This window comes from Nitrospirales bacterium (genome assembly GCA_031315865.1).
Classification (GTDB): domain Bacteria; phylum Nitrospirota; class Nitrospiria; order Nitrospirales; family UBA8639; genus JAGQKC01.
Map to the genome: position 1 here is coordinate 2746141 of JALDRJ010000002.1, position 16821 is coordinate 2762961.

The window sequence follows — 16821 nt, forward strand, 5'->3', positions numbered from 1 at the left end:
GGCTATCAAAGGATAGAGAGAAATGGAAGATTTTTCTATTCGTGGCTTTGATCCCATCCTCGAATCCGTCGCCAAAGATGCGTTGCGAGGTTCATCGTCGACGCATGGACCACGTTTTGGTGAATTGCTGAAGAATGCCGTGGAAGCGGTCAATCATCTTCAGCATGAATCGGACAGACTCGAGACTGCGGTTGCCAAGGGTGAAGATATCAGTATTCACGAGGCGATTATCGCAGGAGAAAAAGCAGGGCTGTCATTCCGGCTGATGATGCAGATGCGCAATAAGCTTCTGGAAGCCTACCAAGAAGTTCTTCGCATGCAAGTCTAATTCTGAGAAGGAGTCATGCATGAGGAGTCAACGTGATGAGTCGAGAATCGGTGATGATAGCAGGCTCGACGTGTTTTCTAACTCACTCGTAAATTGCTCGATTTATGGCTGAAGCGACGAAACGCCCACAATCACTACCTGAGACGATCCTTCACAATTTCCAGTCGTTGACGATGCCTCAACGCATTGGATTAGTGGTGGTATTGGCCTTGGGGATTGCAGTGATTCCCGTTCTGGCTCTTATGGGAAAAGACCCGGAAATGGGCGTGTTATTCTCCAAGTTGGAACGGGAGGATGTCCAGGCCATCGTGTCAAAGCTCGATCGTCAAGGTATTCCCTACCGAGTTTCAGAGAGCGGGGAAAAGATAGAGGTTCCTGCTGAAAAAGTGCATGAGCTGCGTCTGCAAATGGCATCCGATGGTTTGCCTGAGGCCGGAGGAGTCGGATTTGAAATTTTTGATCGAACCGGATTAGGCGTCACGCAATTCGTGCAGAAGATGAACTATCGCCGTGCGCTGCAGGGAGAATTAGCGCGCACGATTTCGCAGATACGTGAAGTCGAGCGGACACGGGTACATCTGGTGTTGCCGGAGCGCCGTTTGTTCACCTCGGATCAACAGCCCGCACAGGCGGCTGTGGTTCTCACGCTCAAACGAGGAGCAGCCCTGACGCAAGGGCAGGTACAGGGCGTGATGCATTTGGTGTCGAGCAGTGTGGAAGGTCTCGATCCCGCAGACGTCACGATCGTGGATAATCATGGACAAGTGTTGAGCAGCAGCACGGCCCAAAAAGATTCCCCGTTGACGACGTCGCAAGTGGAGATGCAGCGGGATGTCGAGCAGGATTTAGAGCGACGAGTGCAAACCATGCTGGATCAAGTCTTAGGGCGAAATAAATCCGTCGTGCGCGTGACGACGGAACTCGATTTTCGTCAGGTGGAAGTCACGGAGGAGACCTACGATCCTGAGAGTCAAGTCGTGCGTAGTGAAAATCGTAGTCAAGAAAAAGTCGTCGAGGAGAATGGTCCTGTTGAGTCCGGTATCCCTGGCGTTCGCAGTAATGTTCCCAATGATGGAGACGTCACGGTCGACAATGGACGGCCGAAAGAGGCGAAAAGAAAAAATGAGACGTTAAATTATGAGTTGAATCGAAAAGTGAGCAAAGTCGTGGAAGCGACGGGTTCGATCAAACGATTATCCGTAGCCGTGCTGGTTGATGGGACCTATACCGCGGGAGAAGGAGCTGAGACTGCGACATCCGGAGATAATGCCGACTTGAAATACGTTCCACGTTCGGAAGAAGAAATGGGGAAATTGGTCGACATCGTGAAAAAGGCCGTCGGTTTTTCCGAGGCTCGAGGGGATGAGATCGAAGTGGTCAATACTCCGTTTGAAGCCACTTCGGTCAAAGAAGGCGACGAACATATTTCGACCGTTGTTCACTCATTTCTTGCGACGTGGGGGGGCGTGATCAAGCCTGCGGTCTTTTTACTGCTCGGGCTGCTCGTACTGCTTTTCGTCGTGCGTCCCATGGTGACGAGCCTTATCACGCCTCCCCCGGAACCCGTACAAATCCCTCAAGATGGACTACCGGTTACGGTGGCGGACTACGAGGCGGAAATTTCTGAATCTCCAGAAGAGAGCGCGATTAAGCTAGCTGCCGATAATCCGACCACTGCCGCGCAGGTGATTCGTACGTGGATCAAAGGCGAACAGGAAGAAAAGATGGAGAAGGTTTAGGATGGCGAGTGGATTATCGGGGTATGAAAAAGCGGCGATTTTACTCCTGGCGATCGGGGAGAGTGCGGCCATCGAAGTCCTCAAGGTTTTGGACCAAAAAGATATTCGTGCGATTGGGGCTTATCTGGGAGGGATGGTCAATGTGGGGCAAGAAGAGCATAAAACCGTCTTGCGAGAATTTGTCCAAGTTGCTGGTGCATCAGGTCTCTCCGTTGAAGGGAAAGCCTACCTGGCGAAGATCCTGAATTCTGCGCTTGGAAAAGATAAAGCGCGTCGAATTTTGAGTTCTCTGAACACTTCCGAGAACGCGGGGTTTGAAACCTTAAAATCCATGGATCCGGCCTCGATCGCCAACATGCTGACCTATGAACATCCACAAACCAGTGCGCTTCTTCTCTCCAATCTGGAGTCTGACCAGTCCGGACAAGTGTTGGCTCTTTTGCCGGCTCACAAGCGGGATGCCATCGTCTATCGGATGGCGACGACGGAGGAAGTTTCCCCCAACATGCTGGAAGAATTAAACGGCGTGTTGCAGGACGAACTGCGCGCAGGCTCCTCCAAAAATGCCGTGGCCGTGGGCGGTACCGGCTTAGTCGCTGAAATCCTCAATACCGTGAAACGAAACGTCGAAGGTGAAATCATGTCGGCCTTAGAGGAGAAAAATGCTGAAATCGCAGAAGAGATACGGTCGAAAATGTTCGTCTTCGAAGATCTCGAGGATATTGATGATCGTGGCATGCAGGAAGTCTTGCGGGATGTGAGCAAAGAAGAATTAATCCTGGCGCTTAAGGCCGTGGACGATGTCTTGAAGGAAAAATTCTTTAAGAACATGTCCAGTCGCGCTGCAGAATCCTTGAAGGAAGATATGGAAAGCCGTGGTCCGGTCAAGCTGAGTGATGTGGAAGCCGCCCAGCAAAACATCCTGAAAATCGTGCAGAAAATGGCATCGGAAGGTCGTGTCGTTCTTGGAGGTAAAGGTGAAGAGCAAATGGTCTAAGGTGATCAAGTCCGAGACGCATGGGTTGGCCGTTCACGCATTCGAGATGACGGAGCTGATTCCGTTGCTGCCCAGGGAGATGGCCCAACGTCTGACTCAATACGACGAGGAAGAGGATCGTGAGCCGCCTCATGATTGTTCCGCTCTTCAACGACAAGCATTTGAGGCTGGGAAAGACGAAGGGAAAAGAGAAGGGACAGCTGAATGCCGAGAAGAGGTTCATCGAGAAATGCAGCGCGCGCTCGGTTTGGTCAAGCAAGTTGAAGAGGCCAAGGTCACGCTCTTGCGGCAGGTTGAGGGCGATTTACTTACGCTGGCCTTTGCCATCGCTAAGAAAGTGATCCATCGCGAAACCCAGATGGATCATCATATCGTCGCTGAACAGGTTCGACGGATTGTTCAGCATCTGTCGACAGCAAGCCATGTCCGTATACTGGCTCATCCGGACGAAGTTGAATCTTTGAAGACATTGCAATCCACATTGGTCGATCAGAATGGTGAAACGCCTACTATTCGAATCGAAGCTGACGCGACTGTCGGTATGGGAGGCTGTATCCTTCAGACCGATGGTCTGTATATCGATGCCACGATCCAGCAGCAGCTTGAGGTAATCGGGCAAGCACTCGAGTTGCAAAGCGAGCCACATGAATCTTCCCTGCCTGCTTCCTCTTCTTAACGACATTCATCCCGTGACGATATACGGGAAAGTTGTGAATGCGATTGGACTGACCATCGAAGGGACCGGTCCCCATGTGGCACTCGGACAGAATTGTCGAATCCTGAACCGAGCGGGAGCGACGGTGACCGAAGCGGAAGTGGTAGGCTTTCGACACAACCGTGTCATGCTTATGCCGTTCGGGGAAATGCAGGGAATAGGCCCAGGCGACAAGATTCGTTATGACTGTCGGCCCTCGCGAGTCGAGGTTGGCCCTGGCCTCCTAGGCCGCGTATTGGATGGATTGGGCCGGCCGATCGATGGTCGTGGTCCGATTCCGTTCGTTGAAACCTATTCGTTGACAGGGAACATTCCGAGCCCTCTTGAACGTGATCGAATCTCCCAGCCCATGGATCTCGGTATCCGTTCCATGAATGCCTTATCGACTTGTGGCGTCGGGCAAAAGCTTGGAATTTTTGCGGGAAGTGGAGTGGGGAAAAGTGTGTTATTGGGCATGATCAGTCGTCATGCTACCGCCGATATTAACGTGATTGCCCTTATCGGTGAACGTGGAAGAGAGGTGAAGGAATTCATCGAACGAGAACTGGGGCAAGAAAGTTTACAGCGATCCATCGTGATCGCCGCCACCTCGGATCAATCTCCATTGGTACGGTTGCGCGGTGCGTCGATCGCTACCGCCATCGCTGAATATTTCCGTGATCAGGGCAGGCATGTCTTGTTGATGATGGATTCTGTCACGCGGTTGGCTCATGCTCAGCGAGAAATCGGTCTGGCTGTCGGTGAGCCTCCGACCGCCAAGGGGTATCCTCCGTCGGTGTTTCATCTGTTGCCCAAAATCTTGGAGAGGGTTGGCCCGGCTCGGGGGGGATCAATTACCGGACTGTACACTGTGTTAGTCGATGGTGACGACTTGACCGATCCGATTGCCGACGCGGTACGTGCCATCTTGGATGGCCATATCGTGTTGTCCAGAAGTCTGGCCTCTCAGGGGCATTTCCCCGCCATAGACGTTCTCGGCAGTCTGAGTCGCGTGATGTCGGATGTGGTTTCTTCCGAGCATGTGGATGCTGCGAGGGCCTTTCTGGAGATCATGGCGGTGTATAAAAATTCAGAAGAACTTATCAACCTTGGCGCTTATCAACCAGGAAGCAACAGGAAACTCGATGTCGCCATCGCGATGCATGAACCCTTTCAAGAGTTTTTAGCGCAGAAACGGGATGTACGAATAGGTCTTGCTGCAAGTCTGGAGAATCTTCGGCAGGTCTTACAGCACGCCAGGAAGATGGCCTCTGGAAAAATGAAGGGAACTCCTTAGTCATGAACTGGTCAACACTCTTGCGATTTCGGAAACAAGTTGAAGATGTCATTCGGGAAGAAGTGGTAATGGCCGAACTGGAGCAATCTCGAGAGGAAACCAAAACGGCTCAACTACGGTCTGAAATGAATCGCCTATCGGAGGATATCGATCGGAGTCTTCGGACCGGAATCAGTACTATTTTCCTCGAACAACGATTCAGGTGGCTCGAAGAGAGTGGGAGTGCTTTGGAAGTTCAGGCGAACTGTATGCAAGAGTGGAATCGAAAACTGGCTGAATTACGAAAACGCCTCAAGGCCGCCTATCACGCTCGACGAATCGTGGAAATCGTTATCGAGAAAAAAGAAACCGCCTACATGCGAAAACTGGCCAGGGATGAACAGATGCTGATGGAGGAGGTGACCGCGCATAAATATGCGGATGTGATGGTCAATGAATGACAGGGGAGGAGCCGAAGTGCGAGGAGGAAAAGATGTAGGGGTTCTCTGTGGCTATCCAAAACACGACATGAGGAATAGGCATGAAGACATTTCAGGAACGCACAGGACAAGATCGTGTCAGGATCGATGTTGAACAGATCCGGCGTGAGTATCATCCTATGAGGTATGGACGTTCGTCTTCTCGTACTCGTCCAAATGCTTTAAGGGCATGGTTCCCGAAGCATACGATGGACAATTTCAGGCTATGGCATGTATGGGAGAAGATCAATGTTTTGTCTTGGCGACCGGCGGGGCTATCTGGCTGGCCATTCACGTTGGTGACGAACAAGAGTAGGCCACAGGAGTTCAAGAGAACCATGCAAAATTCGCCTGGGCGACCAGCGGGGCTATCTGGCTGGCCATTCACGTTGGTGACGAACAAGAGCAGGCCACAGGAGTTCAAGAGAACCATGCAAAATTCGCCTGGGCGACCAGCGGGGCTATCTGGCTGGCCATTCACGTTGGTGACGAACAAGAGCAGGCCACAGGAGTTCAAGAGAACCATGCAAAATTCGCCTGGGCGACCAGCGGGGCTATCTGGCTGGCCATTCACGTTGGTGACGAACAAGAGCAGGCCACAGGAGTTCAAGAGAACCATGCAAAATTCGCCTGGGCGACCAGCGGGGCTATCTGGCTGGCCATTCACGTTGGTGACGAACAAGAGCAGGCCACAGGAGTTCAAGAGAACCATGCAAAATTCGCCCAGTAGAACAATGTTGCCGCGTTTCCTGATTGTCCCGTGGTGGATGGTCTTTGTCGTGCTTGGGGCGACAGCGGTCGTATCGGTCTCGTACTCCGAAGGCGAAGAACCTCAAATTGCGGAGAAAACTTCTCAAGAAAAACAAGATGTTGAGGTTCATGAGCCAGATACTGCGATGACTGAGGAGGGATCGCTCATTCAACAATTACAACATCGGCTCAAAGAATTAGATGAGCGGGAACAACGTTTGCAGCAAAAACAACAACGTATCGAAGGGTTACAACGTGATGTAGAAGACTTAGCTGCACGACAGGCCAAAGAAGCCGAACGTTTGCAGAAGAAAGCAGCCGAACTTGAGTCCAAGCGTCAGGGCAAAAAAAAGGATGATCCTTCCTTGAGACATTTGGTGAAAGTGTATGGCGCGATGGACCCTGAAGAAGCGGCTTTGAGGATAGAAAAGATGGATGAGCATCTGGCATTGGAAATACTGTCAGGCATTAAAGATAAGAAGGCTGCCGTGATACTGGCAGGGGTTAATCCCCAAAAGGCTGCGTCGCTTTCCCAGGGATTGCGTCGGTTTAACGCCATACCGAAAGAGTCGAGTCAGAAACAACGATAAGGACGAAAACAAGAACGCGTACCGCCGTGTGTGTATAATGGACAGTTTTCTTTTTCCTCTCATTCCCAACGAACCGAATATCGCGCCAAATACGGTGAAGACCGGTCCTAAGCCGTCTGGTACGAGTTCCGCATTGGATACAACCTATGAGGGTACGTTTCTTGATGTGTTAGGAGGATCTCAATCTGCCATCGACCAGAGCGCCATACTGTCCTCTGATTTCGATGGAGACAGCTTGCTGCAATTTACCGCATCCACGAATCAAGAGAATCTGGAGGACCCGCTTCTGCCGGTTTCATCTTTGGGTGATGGGGCTGAAGTCGTTCTGAGACAGGTCGATGCGGGATTCACAAACCAGGTTCTTGTACACATTCCAGTCAATGTGAATCCATCGCAGGATTTGCCTATTGACGTGACGCGAGCCGATCTGGGAGCGCAGCCTCCAAGTCGTATTCCTCAGTCTGTGCCGGTAACTCAGACTCCTCTCCTGACTATCGGTGATGAACCGAATGCATCTCTCCCTCCACAAGTATCCCGAGGGACAACGGAGGCGGGAACGCTTTCGCCGAGCACGGCATTGCTCCATTCATTGAATGAGGAGCCGGAAAGTGTGGCACGGCGCATCATCGCTTCTCCCTCTGAGCAATCTGGAAAGAATCAAGAATCCCGGGTACAACCTTTATTGAATCAGCCCGTTTCTCCGGCTGCTCACACGCTGTCGTTCATAGCGCCTGCGGGCTCGCCGTCGCCGGGAATCGATACAAATGCGCAACAGGTTCATGCTCAATTCGACGTGTCTTCCCAACTCAAATCGGATGTCAGCGCACACTTCCTTCAAAGCGGACTTTCTCAAGCGCGCGATGACCTATCCTTGCCTTTATCCCGGATTGATGGTGATGGAAAGAGCTCAGCCAGTCTTGGGATCTCAACGGGTGGAGAGTCGGGCGTCGGAAATGGAAGCAGTGGTCTTACGTTTGGAAGTCAATCCGGTCAGACTCACGGACAATTATTGGATGCTTCACCACATACTTTGAACGCGACGGGGCATGCTCATACCAGCGTGAGAGCGGGAAATTTTGACGAGCGCCTGAATCTGATCAATGCATCGGTGCCTCATCGATTGCAAATAGACGTTCAGCTATCTGAGACGTCTCGCGTACAGGTGGATGTGGGTGTTCAGCAACGACAAGTGTTCGCAGGCGTGCTGATGGATAATCCTGTGTTACGAAATTTGGCCATTCAAAATGTCCAGGACTTGGATCAGCAGTTGGGGCAGGCAGACATGGATCTGGAAGAATTTGACGTCCATGATGAGAATGAATATTTAAAAGGAGCCACTGATGATCATGGTTTCGCTCAAGGAGGAGCCTCTCAAAGGGCGAGACACGCCTCCGGGCATGAACATCTCACGGCCCCGCTATCTGAACGCTCTCAAGGCAGGCTTGGGCATGAACGGGGTTGGCATGTGGTGGCCTGACGTGACGAACAATCTCTTCAATATGTGAGTGTGCGTAGCTAACAAGGGAGTAGGAGAAATGGATGCAGTGACCTCATTGTTTGAGACGACGCCCCCTCCAGTCAATAATATTACGTCGGCCAATGTTCAGGAACTGGGGCGAGATGTGTTTCTCAGACTGCTCGTCACACAATTGGAAAGCCAAGACCCGACAAATCCAGTTCAGAATGAAGATTTTATCGCTCAATTGGCGCAGTTCACCTCATTAGAGCAAACGACGAACATCAATGAAAACCTGGAAAGTCTGATCGGGCAAAATGATCAACAGGCAAAGCTCGATTTGGTGAATTTGATCGGAAGAGAAGTCAGTGCTCAAGGCAATGTTATCCCCCTGAAGGACACGGGGGACGTTTCGCTCGCCTATGTGCTGGAGGAAACTGCCGCGAACGTGGGGATTGATGTAGTCAATGAAAACGGAACCGTGGTTCGAAGGTTCAGTAATCTCGGCGTGCAGGAGGCTGGCCCACACAATATCGTGTGGAACGGAGAAGATCAGAATGGAGATCGAGTCGATGCGGGTGTGTATAGTTTTCTACCCACGGCCGTGAATCGGGATGGCGGCCCGGTGGTCGCCAGAACATACATGCGTGACATCGTAAAAAGCGTGATGATTAGCGAGGAGCAGCCGCTGGTCACTTTGGAGAGCGGGAAAACTCTCCAACCAAATGAAATACTGTCGGTCCAAGCTTTGTAATTGATGTTCATCGTTGATAAGGCATTTTTCAGCCGTAGGAGGAATGAAAGAATATGGGTATTACCTCTGCATTTTTTACAGCCACTAGCGGGATTAATGCGACAAGTCGCGCACTGAGCGAGATCGGCAATAACATCGCGAATGCGCAAACGACTGGGTATAAAACCCGGACCATTACATTTGGTGATCTCTTTGGAGCTTCCATAGGCGGGGGAGGGACGACGAATGCTCTCGTCGAAGGTCGAGGCGTTCGTGTGCTGGGCATCGATCCGAGCTTTAGTCAAGGATCGTTGCAGACAACGTCCAACGCCTTGGACCTGGCAGTCGACGGAGATGGGTTTTTTCAAGTCGTCGATCCGAATGGAGACAATTTCTACACTCGAGCAGGACAGTTTGGGACTGATGCTTCGGGCAATATCACCAATCCGGCAGGACTGAAGTTGCAAGGATACCAAGCGGATGCGAATGGCGTGATCACCGGGACAATCGGCGATTTAGTCCTCACGACGACTCAACAAGTGGGCACTGTCACTTCTGTCGTTGACATGTCGGGCAATCTTAACGCTGGAGAAACGGCCACGACATTCGATATTGACGACCCGTTGACGACTTCGTCATTCAGCACAGGATTTCAGTTGTATGACTCCCTCGGATTTGGACATGGAGTGACGATGTACTTTACGAAAACCGCGAACAATGCGTGGCAATACAATATTGTAGGAAATGCCTCGGAGTTCACCGTGGTGGCAGGCTCCACGTCCTCGGACGGCAATAGTGATTTGATCGCGACGGGGTCACTGGGCTTTACCAGTGGCGGTCTGCTCGATACGGAAAGTGCCGTGACCTATTACAATTCCGGAACCCCGACGGGCATTACATTTACGAATGGGGCCGCGGATATACTCTCCGCTAACTTGACCTTTGACTTCGGCACCAGCGTCACGACGGACAGCGGCCCAGGGACCGATGGAATGTTGCAGCAGGGCGGGTCTTCTGTGATTCTTACGCAGTCGCAAAACGGTTTCGCGAATGGGACGTTAGCTGGAACTTCGATCGGAGAAGACGGCACCATCTCGGGCCGATTTTCGAATGGAACGACGAGAAACCTTGGACAGGTCTTGCTCACGAGGTTTAGTAATCCTGACGGATTGCAGCCCATCGGACGGAACCTGTTTATCCAAAGTGCCGACTCAGGGGATCCATTAGATGGGAGCCCAGGGACTGGGGGATTTGGGAAAATCTTCGCAAACACCTTAGAAGCTTCGAATGTCGATCTTGGAGACGAGCTCGTCAACATGATTACTATGCAGCGTGGATTTCAAGCCAACGCTCGAATCATCACGACGACCGACACCCTTCTGGGCGAACTGGTGAATCTGTCGAGGTAATCGCCGTCAACAGCAGATATACACGGCAATCCAACGAACGTGAGAGGGGAACGGGCAGACCGATTCCCCTCTTTTGTTTTCTTCCCTGAGTTCTTTGTTATAATCAGCAGTACTTACCTCGATTGGTGTTGGTCTCGTCTTTTTGTCTTCCTTTTTTCACTGTTTTCAATCGCATTATCCTTTTGTTTCACGAGATACGTTATCTTATCGCCCCGACCATGGTGGTCGCCAATGTTAAGCCTCTGTTCTTGGCCTGATCCGTCGCGGATGGTCAGGGAATTTGATTGTCCCTCATTGACTGAAACTTGTCGCGTTCATCTCTTGAAAAAGCATAAGCACGCGTCAAAATTTGCGACGAGCTGCTGGCGCTTTTGACAGGAGCACGCTGAGAAGGTGGGCAAAAAATGACTCTCACAGAATTTCTATGTGTCCTACGTAATGCTCGATGAACCGTCTCCCCCCGAAGCGACTGTGAAATAACGGTTATTTTGATGTTTGCTGGAGAGGAATCTTGAGGCTCAGGCAGGCAAAAGTTGCCCATAAAAAATATGGCCATGGCATGAACGTTGCTCGCTTACATTCCAAGGAAGTCGCCAAATTGGAAACCGTGAAAGAGGGCAAGCTATGGCTGAAGAAGAGAAAAAAGAAGAGGCCGATGTTGGAGGAGGATCGAGCAAGAAACTTATCTTGATGATTGTCTTGGCAGTGGCGATTTTAGGTGGTGGCGGTGCCGCCGCTTGGCTGATGCTGGGATCAGGTGGAGGAGAAGAGTCCCACGCCACACAGCAATCACATGATGAGGAGGCAGCAGACGGCCATGCTGCTGAACCAGGACCGATCGTTGAGTTAGACGGTTTCGTCCTCAATTTGGCGGATCGTGAAGAATTGCGTTACTTGAAGATGACGATCAAGCTTGAATTAGACCGGCCGGAAGAAAAAACGGATTTTCCGAGCAAAGTTCCCGCGATCAGAGACTCTCTGCTGGTGCTGCTCTCGAGCAAAGAATCTCACATGCTTCGCACGACGAATGGAAAGCGTCGTGTCCGGGAAGAGATCTTGGAACGCGTGAACGGTATCATGAAAAAAGGCAAAATCGCGAATGTGTTCTTTACAGACTTCGTGATTCAATAATACATCACGGAATGTCAGTGGTGAGTCATGCATATCGAACATAGATGGCTTTTTCTCTAACCAAGAATTGATATCTTTACTTTTGCTTCGAAATTAAATGGAAAAAATTCTCTCACAAGATGAAGTCGATGCGCTCCTGCGCGGGGTTTCTGGCGGAGATGTCGAAGAAGCCCCTCCTGAGGTCGAAGAACCGACAGACGGCCCTGTCCCGTATGATCTTGGCAATCAAGAGTGGATTGTTCGCGGGCGCATGCCCACGCTTGATGTCATTCATCAGCAATTTTCACGGCTCTTCCGTATCTCCTTGGGGGAAGTTCTTCGGAAGACGATCGAAGTTACGGTCACGAATCAATCGGTGCTCAAATTCAGCGAGTTTACTCGCCGCTTGCCGGTGCCGGCCTACCTGCAAATCATTTCTCTGGAGCCGCTTCGTGGATACGCGATGGTCGCAACCGACGCGGCAACCGTCTATCTGCTCGTCGACCACTTTTTTGGAGGGATGGGGCAAACTCATGTCAAGCCTGAAGGCCAGGATTTTACGCTGATCGAACAGCGTATTATGCGAAAGGTCATGCTCATGGGGTTGGCCAACCTTGAGAAAGCGTGGGAACCGGTCCATAAGGTGATGATTAAAGCCGTTCGTGCAGAAATGAACCCGCAATTGGCTTCGATTGTGTTGCCATCCGACATCGTCATCGTGATCACCATCGGGATCGAATTGGGTGATGCGGTTGGAGATCTGCATTTGTGTATACCCTATGCGATGCTTGAGCCACTACGCGAGCGTCTTCAAGTCAGCTTCCAGAGCGATTTTTATGAAGTCGATCAAGGCTGGGTTCGTCGATTTTCCGACCGGATTCGCGAAACCTCCGTCACGATGTCGGTTCATCTTGGTTCGACGAGAATTTCTGTAGAGGACCTGATGAATTTTTCGGCGGGAGACGTCATCGTTCTGGAACAGGCGACGGATACCCCTCTCGTGGCGACGATAGAAGGCGTTCCCAAATTTTATGGTTATCCTGGTGTCACGAAGGCTTCTCAATCCTTTCAAATCGAGTCCATGATTACGACCAAAGATTGAAGAGGAGAGTAGATGAATCAGGAATTCCGACAGGGTGAAAGACCGGACAATCAAGGCAGATCGCTGGCTGAACATTCTTTGAAAAGGAAACAATGGCATGAGTGAAGAACCCGATGATTCATTTGACCCGGAGATGGACGCTGAAGCGGAAATGGCCAAAGCCATGGCGGAAGCTGAGGCGACTCAAGCCGTGCAGCCGGTCAACGCGGCTCAACCACCAGCAACCACGAGCCTGCCAGCCACGAGTCGCGAAGAATTCAATGATGCCAATCTGGATCGTATCCTAGATATTCCCCTGATGATTTCCGCGCAGCTGGGGAGCGCGCGAATGTTAATCAAAGAGTTGCTCCAATTAGGACCAGGTTCTGTGGTTGAGTTGGATAAATTGGCGGGAGAGCCGTTAGAGGTGTTGGTGAACGAGAAACTGGTGGCGCGCGGGGAAGTGGTCATGGTGAATGAAAAATTCGGCATACGGCTCACCGATGTCGTCAGTCAAACGGAACGTGTCAATCATCTTTCCTGAGCGAGAACGCCTTGCGTGAAACGCGTCAGTCATGTCAAACCGGTCGTGACGGAGCTATGCGTGACAACCAACGAACCGTGAGCTGATTCATGGATTTTGCGGATCAAGCCTTGAAAATGGCCGGAGCGTTAGCGGTAGTCGTGACGGCGCTCTTGAGCGGCACGTATCTCGTGAAGCGGTTTCTTGGGGACTCTTGCATGAGTTTTGGGAAAACCATGGTGCGACTGTTAGGGGGATTACGGTTGGGTCAGGGCAAGTCCATCATGCTGGTTGAAGTCGCGGGAGAAGTCCTGGTCCTTGGGGCAACGGCTCGAGATCTTACTCTCCTGACTCGCGTCACCGAGGCATCGCGAGTGGAGAAACTTCGTTCGCATGCTACCCGTTCCATCGGGGCGTTTGACCTGTTGTACGCGGGACGATGGGGACGCTCGACGAACGAGACTCCTGGAATACAGGAAAACCATGAGCCCGCCAACGTGAATCTTTCGACGCCATCAAACATTGCATGAGTCATCGATGAACACCATGAACAGCCCGCGCTCTCTTCTTAGACGCCCGATTCGCTGGAACCCGTATCCTATCGTCTTGGTGAGTTGTATCCTTGGGTTCTGGTTGGGGGTTCCAACTACCTACGCACAAGGTACGCAAGATCCATTGTTGACGTTTCAATTGTCTGGAGGGGAAGGAACTGAGCCTTGGACGATCGGTATCAAGATCCTGGTGCTCCTTACCGTCTTGTCGCTGGCTCCGGCTCTGTTGACGCTTTTAACCTCATTCACCAGACTCGTGATCGTGCTCGGCTTGTTGCGGCAAGCCATGGGCACCATGCATGCCCCTCCCAATCAAGTGGTGATTGGAATGGCTTTGTTCATGACCCTGTTCATCATGATGCCGGTTTGGGAGGAAATCCGGGTTGAGGCGATCAATCCCTATCTTGAGCAGCGAGTGGAGCAAGATGTCGCCATGGAGCGGGCGATTACGCCAATACGAGAATTTATGTTACGGCAGGTTCGTGAAAAGGACTTGACTCTCTTCGTTGAGATGGCTGGCTTGAAAGATCTCCGGAGTTCTGAAGATGTGCCGCTCCATGTCCTGATTCCCGCATTTGTCACGAGTGAACTGCGGACGGCTTTTCAGATCGGGTTTCTCATCTACGTCCCATTTTTAGTCATTGACATGATCGTCGCAAGCATTCTGATGTCTATGGGCATGATGCTGCTCCCGCCAATTATGATCTCTCTTCCTTTTAAGCTCGTGTTATTTGTATTGGCCGATGGATGGTTTTTGATCGTGGGTTCTCTCATGAAAAGCTTTCAGTAAAGGCGTGAGATGAAAGACGGCACACGTCAGAAGCGTCAGGGAAGGCCCGTTTTGACACCTGGCGTGTTCGGTTTTCCATCCGAGGTTTCACGGATCATGAGCTGTTATGACACCTGAAGGCGTCTTAGATATCGGGACCTCGGCGATTCAAACGATTTTACTCGTTGCCGGGCCCATGCTGGGCCTCAGCCTGGTCGTCGGGTTGCTGATCAGCGCCTTTCAGGCCATGACGCAAATCAATGAAGCGACACTGACATTCGTTCCGAAGATCGTGACGGTATTTCTTGTGATTCTCCTTGGATTTCCATGGATCTTGCAAACCATTCTTGGTTTTATGTTGTCCGTTTGGATGCAAATCCCTGATATGGCCCGATAGGGGCGCCTCCTACGTGTGACAGTCGGCCATGTTGAACTTTGAGTTTGCCGTACAGGAGTTATGGAGCTTTATCGTTGTGCTAGTTCGCACTGCGGCCATTTTATCAGCTATGCCACTCCTCGGAAGCGGGAATGTTCCCCTGCGCATCAAAGTCACGATGGCCGCAGGAATCGCCATACTTTTGACGCCGGTCGTTTCGCTTCATTTTGAGCCGAATTGGTTGCAACCGTTTACGTTATTGATGGGACTGATTGCCGAAGTGTTCGTCGGCATCACCCTCGGACTGGGGACACGTCTGTTGATGGCGGCGGTAGAGTTAGCCGGTCAAATCATGGGGTTTCAGGTGGGATTTGGGTTCGCGCAAGCCGTGGACCCGGCTACGCAACTGCAAACGCCGGTGTTTGGGCAATTGCTGACGGTGTTTGCCACATTACTGTACTTTCAGGTCAATGGTCATCATTTGATCCTGCTGGCATTGGGGAGCAGCTTCAAGCTGATTCCGCCCTTTGGGGCAAGCCTCCATGCCCCTCTCCTTGCGGACATTACGCAGTTGATACAGGAAATGATGCACACGGGGCTTCAGCTAGCGTTACCCGTCATCGCGGTCACATTCGTGATACATCTCACGATGGGCATTTTGGGGAGGCTCGTTCCGCAAATGAATGTCTTGGTCACGAGTTTTCCCATTACTATTTCTATGGGGCTTTTGGTGTTGGGATTCGGTCTTCCGTTGATGGCGATGATCTTTCAAGAATCCATCATGGGCCTGGAAGCGATCGTGTGGGATATTTTGAGAGAGTTAGGACGTGGCTGAGAATAAAGAAGGCCAAGAGAAATCAGAACAACCCAGTGGAAAACGGCTAGCCGATGCTCGCCGGAAAGGACAAGTCCCGAGCACGAAAGAATTGGCCCCTATTTTTGTGTTATTTGGCGGAGCCGGGATGATCGCGTTATGGGCTCCAATGGCCTGGAAACATCTTCAAAACAACAGTCGTCAATGGTTTGAATTAATCGGCACGTTTCAGCTCACGCCGGAATCCTTGCAGATATACGTGTCGTCCATCGTCGAAGAGATTTTTTTACCGCTTCTGCCCTTTGCGCTGATCGTGGGAGGGCTCGGGGTGTTGGCTTTATTCCTTCAGACTGGACCGTTGTGGGTTGAATCCGCGTTGCAACCGAAGATATCGAAACTCAACCCTAAGAACGGGCTGAAGAAAATCTTTTCTCTCCGAGGCGTGGTGGAGTTGTTGAAGTCCTTGTTCAAAGTGGGGCTGATTTCGGTGATTGTGTATGTCATCGTCAATCCGAAGATGACAGCGTTGATACACTTACAAAGTCAGAGTTTTAGCGATGCCTTCTCGACGATTTGGGAGATAAGCCAACAGATTATCCTCTGGGTTGGCCTCACGATGTTGGTGATGGCTATTGGAGATTTTCTGTATCAACGTTGGCAGATGACTGAAGATTTGAAAATGACGAAACAGGAAGCCAAGGATGAATCCAAGGACGTAGAAGGTGACCCACAAATCCGTTCACGTCGTTTGAGCTTACAACGGGAACGAGCCCGTCAACGGATGATGCAAGCTGTTCCAAACGCGGATGTCGTGATTACAAACCCGACCCACATTGCCGTGGCCCTGCGCTATGACGCCAACGCGATGGAGTCGCCGGAAGTCGTGGCCAAAGGGGCGGGAGTGTTAGCAGAAAATATTAAGAAAATCGCGCGGCATGCCGGTATCCCGATTATCGAAAACCGGAGTCTGGCGCGTGGCCTCTATCGCCTCGTGAAAGTCGGACAGGAGATCCCTGGCGATCTCTACCGAGCCGTGGCTGAAGTGTTGGCGTACGTGTATCGACTTCGGCAAGGCCAGGAGAAGGCAAGCTGAGACGGGTGAAACATCAGGCCGAGGTGAAAAGAGAGAAATGGCGGTCGTAGAAC

18 protein-coding genes are annotated in these 16821 nt (G+C 51.4%); all 18 read left to right on the forward strand.

Features of this window, described 5'->3' with window-relative positions:
* The first annotated feature begins 22 nt into the window (after positions 1-22).
* The 18 genes from fliE (at position 23) to flhB (ending at position 16768) form a co-directional block, all read left to right on the forward strand.
* Positions 23-328, forward strand: a complete 306-nt coding sequence (gene fliE, locus MRJ96_12540; GenBank protein ID MDR4502271.1) for a flagellar hook-basal body complex protein FliE — start codon at positions 23-25, stop codon at positions 326-328.
* A gap of 104 nt (positions 329-432) precedes the next feature.
* Positions 433-2067, forward strand: a complete 1635-nt coding sequence (gene fliF / locus MRJ96_12545; GenBank protein ID MDR4502272.1) for a flagellar M-ring protein FliF — start codon at positions 433-435, stop codon at positions 2065-2067.
* A gap of 1 nt (position 2068) precedes the next feature.
* Positions 2069-3064 carry a flagellar motor switch protein FliG gene (gene fliG, locus MRJ96_12550; protein MDR4502273.1) on the forward strand — a complete coding sequence of 332 codons (996 nt, stop codon included), beginning with the start codon at positions 2069-2071 and terminating at the stop codon, positions 3062-3064.
* On the forward strand, positions 3045-3740 hold the full coding sequence (locus MRJ96_12555; GenBank protein ID MDR4502274.1) for a hypothetical protein: 696 nt from the start codon (positions 3045-3047) through the stop codon (positions 3738-3740). Before fliG ends, MRJ96_12555 begins: the two co-directional genes overlap by 20 nt.
* On the forward strand, positions 3709-5055 hold the full coding sequence (locus MRJ96_12560) for a FliI/YscN family ATPase (GenBank protein ID MDR4502275.1): 1347 nt from the start codon (positions 3709-3711) through the stop codon (positions 5053-5055). The genes MRJ96_12555 and MRJ96_12560 overlap by 32 nt, the downstream gene beginning before the upstream one ends.
* Positions 5056-5057: 2 nt before the next feature.
* Positions 5058-5495, forward strand: coding sequence for a flagellar FliJ family protein (locus tag MRJ96_12565; protein ID MDR4502276.1), 438 nt, complete (start codon positions 5058-5060; stop codon positions 5493-5495).
* A 728-nt stretch (positions 5496-6223) separates the two neighbouring features.
* A complete protein-coding gene (locus MRJ96_12570; protein MDR4502277.1) occupies positions 6224-6853 on the forward strand; it encodes a hypothetical protein in 630 nt (209 codons plus the stop codon).
* 37 nt (positions 6854-6890) lie between these two features.
* The gene (locus tag MRJ96_12575; protein ID MDR4502278.1) at positions 6891-8330 is read left to right on the forward strand and encodes a hypothetical protein; all 1440 of its coding nucleotides are present in this window, start codon (positions 6891-6893) and stop codon (positions 8328-8330) included.
* A 58-nt stretch (positions 8331-8388) separates the two neighbouring features.
* Positions 8389-9063, forward strand: coding sequence for a hypothetical protein (locus MRJ96_12580; GenBank protein ID MDR4502279.1), 675 nt, complete (start codon positions 8389-8391; stop codon positions 9061-9063).
* Between the two features lie 53 nt (positions 9064-9116).
* Positions 9117-10451: a flagellar hook protein FlgE gene (locus tag MRJ96_12585; GenBank protein ID MDR4502280.1), complete on the forward strand. Its 1335-nt coding sequence runs from the start codon at positions 9117-9119 to the stop codon at positions 10449-10451.
* A gap of 624 nt (positions 10452-11075) precedes the next feature.
* Positions 11076-11582 (forward strand): flagellar basal body-associated FliL family protein, encoded by a 507-nt coding sequence (locus MRJ96_12590; GenBank protein ID MDR4502281.1) that lies wholly within the window; start codon positions 11076-11078, stop codon positions 11580-11582.
* Between the two features lie 97 nt (positions 11583-11679).
* Positions 11680-12663, forward strand: a complete 984-nt coding sequence (gene fliM / locus MRJ96_12595; GenBank protein ID MDR4502282.1) for a flagellar motor switch protein FliM — start codon at positions 11680-11682, stop codon at positions 12661-12663.
* A gap of 97 nt (positions 12664-12760) precedes the next feature.
* Positions 12761-13186 (forward strand): flagellar motor switch protein FliN, encoded by a 426-nt coding sequence (gene fliN / locus MRJ96_12600; protein ID MDR4502283.1) that lies wholly within the window; start codon positions 12761-12763, stop codon positions 13184-13186.
* A gap of 89 nt (positions 13187-13275) precedes the next feature.
* Complete coding sequence (locus tag MRJ96_12605) at positions 13276-13695, forward strand: flagellar biosynthetic protein FliO (protein MDR4502284.1); 420 nt, start codon at positions 13276-13278, stop codon at positions 13693-13695.
* A gap of 7 nt (positions 13696-13702) precedes the next feature.
* Positions 13703-14506 (forward strand): flagellar type III secretion system pore protein FliP, encoded by an 804-nt coding sequence (fliP, locus tag MRJ96_12610; GenBank protein MDR4502285.1) that lies wholly within the window; start codon positions 13703-13705, stop codon positions 14504-14506.
* Positions 14507-14612: 106 nt separating this feature from the next.
* Positions 14613-14882 carry a flagellar biosynthesis protein FliQ gene (gene fliQ, locus MRJ96_12615; protein MDR4502286.1) on the forward strand — a complete coding sequence of 90 codons (270 nt, stop codon included), beginning with the start codon at positions 14613-14615 and terminating at the stop codon, positions 14880-14882.
* 76 nt (positions 14883-14958) lie between these two features.
* Positions 14959-15696 (forward strand): flagellar biosynthetic protein FliR, encoded by a 738-nt coding sequence (gene fliR, locus MRJ96_12620; protein ID MDR4502287.1) that lies wholly within the window; start codon positions 14959-14961, stop codon positions 15694-15696.
* On the forward strand, positions 15689-16768 hold the full coding sequence (flhB, locus tag MRJ96_12625) for a flagellar biosynthesis protein FlhB (GenBank protein MDR4502288.1): 1080 nt from the start codon (positions 15689-15691) through the stop codon (positions 16766-16768). Before fliR ends, flhB begins: the two co-directional genes overlap by 8 nt.
* Positions 16769-16821: the final 53 nt, after the last annotated feature.